At 58.0% G+C, this 7462-nt stretch carries 1 protein-coding gene and 1 pseudogene; both read left to right on the forward strand.

Going from position 1 to position 7462, the window contains the following annotated elements:
* The first annotated feature begins 56 nt into the window (after positions 1-56).
* On the forward strand, positions 57-3593 hold the full coding sequence (locus BAA01_03470; protein OUM89119.1) for a DNA-directed RNA polymerase subunit beta: 3537 nt from the start codon (positions 57-59) through the stop codon (positions 3591-3593).
* Positions 3594-3650: 57 nt separating this feature from the next.
* Positions 3651-7253: pseudogene (locus BAA01_03475) on the forward strand (DNA-directed RNA polymerase subunit beta').
* The last annotated feature ends 209 nt before the right edge of the window (positions 7254-7462 follow it).

Here is a 7462-nt window from a genome sequence, read left to right on the forward strand (position 1 = left end):
TTGGTTGTAGCCAAGGTTGGCTCAAGGAATACATAACGGGCTGAGGGGTGAGAGATTTGGCGGGAAAAGAGGTTCAACTGGGCAGACGGAAACGACGGAGTTACGCCCGGATCAGCGAGGTGATGGAGCTACCCAACCTGATCGAGATTCAACTCAAATCCTATCAGTGGTTTCTGGACGAGGGATTGAGAGAAGTATTTCGGGACATTTCCCCCATTGAAGATTTTTCTGGCAACCTGGCGCTGGAATTTGTGGATTATTCGCTCGGTGAGCCAAAATATTCGGTGGATGAATGCAAGGAACGGGATGCGAACTATGCCGCGCCGCTGCGCGTCAAAGTGCGGCTGATCAACAAGGAGACGGGCGAGGTCAAGGAACAGGAAGTGTTCATGGGCGACTTTCCGCTCATGACGGAAACCGGTACCTTCATCATCAATGGGGCGGAGCGCGTCATCGTCAGCCAGTTGGTCCGTTCGCCCTCTGTCTATTTTAATCAGAAAGTGGATAAAAACGGCAAGTTGACCTATACGGCCACGGTGATTCCGAATCGTGGCGCATGGTTGGAACTGGAAACGGATGCCAAGGACATTCTGTATGTCCGGATCGATCGAACGCGGAAGATACCGGTAACGGTGTTGTTGCGTGCTCTGGGATTTGGTACCGATGCGGAAATTTTGAATTTGCTCGGCGAGGACGAGTACCTGAAAAACACCCTGGACAAGGATAACACGGATTCGGCTGAAAAGGCGCTGATCGAGATCTACGAGCGACTGCGCCCAGGCGAGCCTCCCACCCTGGAGAATGCCAAAAATTTGCTGATCTCCCGCTTTTTCGATCCGAAACGGTATGACTTGGCCAACGTTGGACGGTATAAGATCAACAAAAAGCTGCACCTGAAAAACCGCCTCTTCAACCAACGGTTGGCGGAAAAGCTGGTCGATCCGGAGACGGGCGAAGTGCTGGCCGAAGAGGGCCAGGTTCTGGAAAGAAGGCTGCTGGATCGGATTTTGCCGTACCTGGACAAGGGATTGGGCGAAGTGACCTATACCCCTTATGGCGGTGTCCTGGGAGACGAGCCGATCAAGCTGCAGGTGATCCATATTTACGCCCCGGATGAGGAAGGCAAAGTGATCAAGGTCATCGGCAACGGCAACATTGACAAAAATGTCAAGCATATTACGCCGGCCGATATCATCGCTTCGATTAACTATTTCCTCAATCTGCTGCACGGGGTGGGCGATGTGGATGACATCGATCACCTGGGCAACCGGCGGTTGCGCTGTGTCGGCGAACTGTTGCAAAACCAGTTTCGGATCGGTCTTTCGCGGATGGAGCGGGTGGTCCGTGAGCGGATGTCCATTCAGGATCTCCAGGCCGTGACCCCGCAAGCCCTGATCAATATCCGGCCGGTGATTGCAGCCATCAAGGAGTTTTTCGGTTCCAGCCAACTTTCCCAGTTCATGGATCAGACCAACCCGCTAGCCGAATTGACCCACAAGCGGCGCCTGAGCGCACTGGGCCCCGGCGGGTTGACGCGGGAGCGGGCGGGATTTGAGGTGCGCGATGTGCACTATTCCCATTACGGCCGGATGTGTCCGATTGAAACGCCGGAAGGGCCGAACATCGGGCTGATCAACTCCCTTTCCACCTATGCGCGGGTGAATGAATACGGGTTTATCGAAACCCCCTACCGGCGGGTGGATCCGGAAACGGGCAGGGTGACCGACGAGATCGTCTACATGACGGCGGATGAAGAAGACAACTATATCATCGCGCAGGCCAACGAGCCGCTCAATGAAGACGGCACGTTCAAGGAAGAGATGGTGACCGCCCGCTACCGGAAAGAAGAGATCCTCAAGGTTCCCCGTGATCGCATCGATTTCATGGATGTGTCGCCGAAACAGGTGGTCTCTGTCGCCACCGCGCTGATTCCTTTCCTGGAAAACGACGACGCCAACCGCGCCCTGATGGGGGCCAACATGCAGCGTCAGGCTGTGCCGCTGTTGCGCCCTGAAGCGCCGTTGATCGGCACCGGCATGGAGTACCGCGCGGCGATTGACTCGGGCGTCTGCGTCATCTCCAAGACCGACGGGGTCGTGGAACGGGTGACGGCCAACGAGATCTGGGTACGCCAGGAGGAAGAGGTGGACGGCCGCCTGGTGAAGGGAGACCTGATCAAGTACCGGTTGCACAAGTTTGAGCGTTCCAACCAGGGGACGTGCATCAACCAGCATCCGATCGTCAAAAAAGGGGATCGCGTCAAAAAAGGCGATGTCCTGGCGGACGGCCCTTCCACGGACCAGGGCGAACTGGCGCTGGGCCGCAACGTGCTGGTGGCGTTTATGACCTGGGAAGGGTACAACTACGAAGACGCCATCTTGCTGAGTGAGAAGCTGGTTCAGGAGGATATTTATACCTCGATCCACATTGAGGAATATGAGATCGAGGCGCGCGACACGAAGCTGGGACCGGAGGAGATCACGCGCGACATCCCCAACGTCGGGGAGGATGCGTTGAAGAATCTGGATGAACGCGGAATTATCCGCGTCGGTGCGGAGGTGCGTGATGGCGACATCCTGGTCGGCAAGGTGACGCCAAAGGGGATGACCGAGCTGACCGCCGAAGAACGCCTGCTGCACGCGATTTTCGGCGAAAAAGCGCGGGAAGTCCGGGACACCTCCTTGCGGGCCCCGCACGGCGGTTCGGGTATTGTCGTGGATGCCCGCGTCTTTTCGCGCGAGAACGGCGATGAGCTGCCGCCTGGCGTCAACCAGCTGGTGCGCGTTTACGTCGCGCAGAAGCGCAAGATCTCCCAAGGGGACAAAATGGCTGGGCGGCACGGGAACAAAGGGGTCATCTCCCGCATCCTGCCGGTGGAAGACATGCCTTTCCTGCCGGATGGCACACCCGTTGAGATCGTGCTCAACCCCCTGGGTGTCCCGTCCCGGATGAACATTGGCCAGGTGTTGGAGACGCACCTGGGCATGGCGGCCAAGGCGTTGGGTATTCACATCGCCACGCCGGTGTTTGACGGCGCCAATGAAAACGACGTTTGGGATGCGCTGGAGGAGGCGGGCTTCAGCCGTGACGGCAAAACCATCCTCTATGACGGGAGGACGGGCGAACCGTTTGACCAGCCAGTTACGGTGGGCTATGTGTACATGCTGAAACTGCATCACCTGGTGGACGACAAGATTCACGCGCGTTCCACCGGCCCTTACTCCCTCGTCACCCAGCAACCGCTGGGCGGAAAGGCCCAATTTGGCGGACAGCGGTTTGGAGAGATGGAGGTCTGGGCTTTGGAGGCCTATGGCGCGGCCTACACCTTGCAGGAAATCCTGACCGTCAAGTCAGACGACGTGGTAGGCCGGGTGAAAACCTACGAAAGCATCGTCAAAGGAGAAAATATCCCAGAACCGGGGATTCCGGAGTCATTCAAGGTGCTGATCAAGGAACTGCAGAGTCTGGGGATGGATGTCAAAATCCTATCGGACGATGAGCAGGAGATCGAGATCAAAGAGTGGGACGATGAGGATGAGGATGTCAAGCAACAGGAAGTGAGATTGGAGCCGGTTCGTGAAAAGGGATCGTGATCGCATGTTGCCACCGCAGCCAAAGGCATGACGAACACCAAAGGGAGGGCTGGCCCTGTGTTTGACGTGAATCATTTTGAATACATGAAGATCGGTCTCGCTTCACCGGAAAAAATCCGATCCTGGTCCTACGGCGAGGTGAAAAAGCCAGAGACGATCAACTACCGGACGCTGAAGCCCGAAAAAGAAGGTCTGTTTTGCGAAAAAATCTTTGGACCGACGAAGGATTGGGAGTGTCACTGCGGAAAATACAAGCGGATCCGCTATAAGGGCGTGATCTGCGACCGTTGTGGCGTGGAAGTGACGCGGGCGAAGGTGCGCCGGGAGCGGATGGGCCACATTGAACTGGCGGCTCCGGTTTCCCACATCTGGTATTTCAAGGGCATTCCCAGCCGGATGGGCCTGGTTCTGGACATGTCGCCGCGGGCGCTGGAAGAAGTGATTTATTTTGCCTCTTATGTCGTCACCGATCCGGGGGAGACGCCGCTTGAGAAGAAGCAGCTGTTGACGGAAAAGGAGTACCGCAACTACCGGGAAAAGTACGGCAATGCCTTCCAGGCTGGGATGGGCGCGGAAGCCTTGAAAAAGCTGCTTCAGGATATCGACCTGGACAAAGAAGTGGAGATGCTCAAGGAAGAACTGAAGACGGCCCAGGGCCAACGTCGCAACCGGGCCATTAAACGCCTGGAAGTGCTGGAAGCGTTTCGCAACTCCGGGAACGATCCGGCCTGGATGATTTTGGACGTGTTGCCCGTGATCCCGCCGGACTTGCGGCCCATGGTGCAACTGGACGGAGGGCGCTTTGCCACCTCTGACCTCAATGACCTGTACCGGCGCGTGATCAACCGCAACAACCGTCTCAAGCGCCTCCTGGAGCTGGGCGCACCGGACATCATCGTGCAGAATGAAAAACGGATGCTCCAGGAAGCCGTCGACGCCCTGATTGACAACGGACGGCGCGGCCGGCCGGTCAGCGGCCCTGGCAACCGGCCGTTGAAGTCGCTCAGCCACATGCTGAAAGGAAAGCAGGGGCGTTTCCGGCAAAACTTGCTCGGAAAGCGGGTGGACTACTCTGGGCGTTCGGTGATCGTGGTCGGGCCGTCGCTCAAGATGTACCAGTGCGGCGTGCCGAAAGAGATGGCGCTGGAGTTGTTCAAGCCCTTCGTAATGAAGGAATTGGTGAAGAAAGGGCTTGCCCACAACATCAAATCGGCCAAACGGAAAGTGGAACGCGTCCATCCGGAGGTCTGGGATGTTCTGGAAGAGGTGATCCGCGAACATCCGGTGCTCTTGAACCGCGCGCCCACCCTGCACCGCTTGGGCATCCAGGCCTTTGAACCGGTGCTGGTGGAAGGGCGGGCGATCCGCCTCCATCCGCTCGTCTGTACGGCCTATAACGCCGACTTTGACGGAGACCAGATGGCCATTCACGTCCCGCTGTCGGCGGAAGCCCAAGCGGAAGCCCGCCTGCTGATGCTGGCTGCCCACAACATTCTCAACCCGAAGGACGGCAAGCCGGTGGTCACTCCTTCGCAGGACATGGTGCTGGGCTGCTACTACCTGACCTTGGAGAAAGAAGGGGTGCTTGGTGAGGGGAAGGTTTTTGCCGATCCGGCAGAGGCGATGGCGGCATACGAGAACGGGTTGATCAGCCTGCATGCCCGGATTGTCCTGCCGGTGAAAAGCCTCGGCAAGACCACCTTCACGGAACAACAGCAGCGGGCGCTGATGGTGACGACGGTCGGAAAGCTCATCTTCAACGAAATCTTTCCGGCTGAGATGCCGTACATCAACACCCCGACCAAGGAAAACCTGACTAAAGGCGTTCCGGAGGTCTACTTCATTTACGAAAAAGGCACCGATGTGCGCGAATACGTTAAGCAACTGCCGGACGTGGAAGCGGTGAAAAAGGGATTTCTCGGGACCATTATCGGGGAATGCTTCCGCCGCTTCGGCACGACCCGGACAGCGATCATCCTGGATCGCATCAAGGAACTGGGCTTCCGCTATTCGACCAAGGCTGGCCTGACGATCGCGGTATCCGACATCATCGTTCCGGAGAGCAAGAAAGAGATTCTGGCCAATGCGGAAAAGGAAGTGGAGAAAGTTCTCCGTCAGTACCGCCGCGGTTTGATCACCGAGGAGGAACGGTACAACCGGGTGATCTCCATCTGGAGCAAGGCCAAGGATGATTTGACCGAATCGCTCATGGAGTCGCTCGGCAAAGAGAACTCCATCTATATGATGGCCCACTCCGGCGCACGGGGAAGCGTTTCGCAGATCGCCCAGCTGGCCGGCATGCGCGGACTCATGGCCAACCCGTCCGGCCGCATCATCGAGATGCCGATTAAGTCCAACTTCCGCGAAGGGCTGACCGTGCTGGAGTACTTCATCTCCACGCACGGGGCGCGCAAGGGACTGGCTGATACGGCGCTGCGGACGGCCGATTCCGGTTACCTGACGCGCCGTCTGGTGGACGTGGCGCAAGATGTGATCGTGCGGGAAGAGGACTGCGGCACCGATCGCGGGCTGTGGGTTTCTGCCATCTGGGAGGGCAGCGAGTTGATCGAAAGCCTGTACGACCGGATTGTCGGCAGAAACAGTTTCCAGACCATCCGCCATCCGCAGACAGGTGAAGTGCTGGTCAAGCGGAACCAGATGATCACCGAAGAGTTGGCCGAACAGATCGTCAATCTCGGCATCGAGAAGGTCTACATCCGTTCCGTGCTCACCTGCCGCAGCCATCATGGGGTGTGCAAGCTTTGTTACGGGCGCAACCTGGCGACCGGCACACAGGTAGAGATTGGGGAGGCGGTCGGAATCATTGCCGCCCAGTCGATCGGTGAACCAGGGACGCAGCTGACCATGCGGACCTTCCACAGCGGAGGCGTGGCCGGTGACGACATTACCCAGGGTTTGCCGCGTATCCAGGAACTGTTTGAGGCGCGCAATCCGAAGGGTCAGGCCACCATCACCGAAATCGGGGGTGTGGTCCGGGATATCCGGGAAGTGCGGGACGGCCGCGAGATCGAAGTGGCCGGGGAGACAGAGACCAAGGTTTACACGGTCTCTTACGGTTCGCGGCTCAGGGTGAGTGTCGGGCAACAGGTGTCGCCGGGACAAGAATTGACCGAAGGTTCCGTGGATCCGAAAGAAATCCTCAAGATCAACGGCGTCCTGGCGGTCGAGCAGTACCTTCTGAAAGAGGTGCAGCGGGTCTACCGCCTGCAAGGCGTGGAGATCAACGACAAGCACATCGAAGTGATGATCCGGCAGATGCTGCGCAAGGTGCGGATCATCCATGCTGGCGACACCAACCTGCTGCCGGGTTCGATTGTCGAGTTGAGCGCGTTTGAGAACGCCAACCGTGAGGCTTTCCGCTCGGGCAAGGAGCCAGCCGTGGGACGACCGGTGCTGCTCGGGATCACGAAAGCTTCGCTCGAAACCGACTCGTTCCTTTCGGCCGCCTCGTTCCAGGAAACGACGCGCGTGCTGACAGAAGCGGCCATCAAGGGCAAGGTGGATCGGCTGCTCGGCCTGAAAGAAAACGTGATCATCGGCAAGCTGATCCCGGCCGGCACAGGAATGGCCCGTTACCGCAATATCAAGGTGCAGCCGCGGGCAGAAGCGGCGACAGAGGGGTCGGATGCAGCGGGTGCCTCCGCTGGCCAGCCGGCGAACGAGGCTGGCGAACAGACGGCGTCCGGCGAAAAAGTAGGTGTGGAAGTATAGGGAAGGGTAGTGTCAAGCGTCTGAGAAAATGTCAGGTTTATCGTTCTATGAAAATGTCAGGGAAGGTGCCTGACCGGGTATACGAGATTGTCCGAAACGTCTCCCCTCCTGTCAAGGGTTGCCGGTAAACCGGCAAT

The sequence above is a fragment of the Bacillus thermozeamaize genome (genome assembly GCA_002159075.1).
In the GTDB taxonomy this organism is placed as follows: Bacteria; Bacillota; Bacilli; order ZCTH02-B2; family ZCTH02-B2; genus Bacillus_BB; species Bacillus_BB thermozeamaize.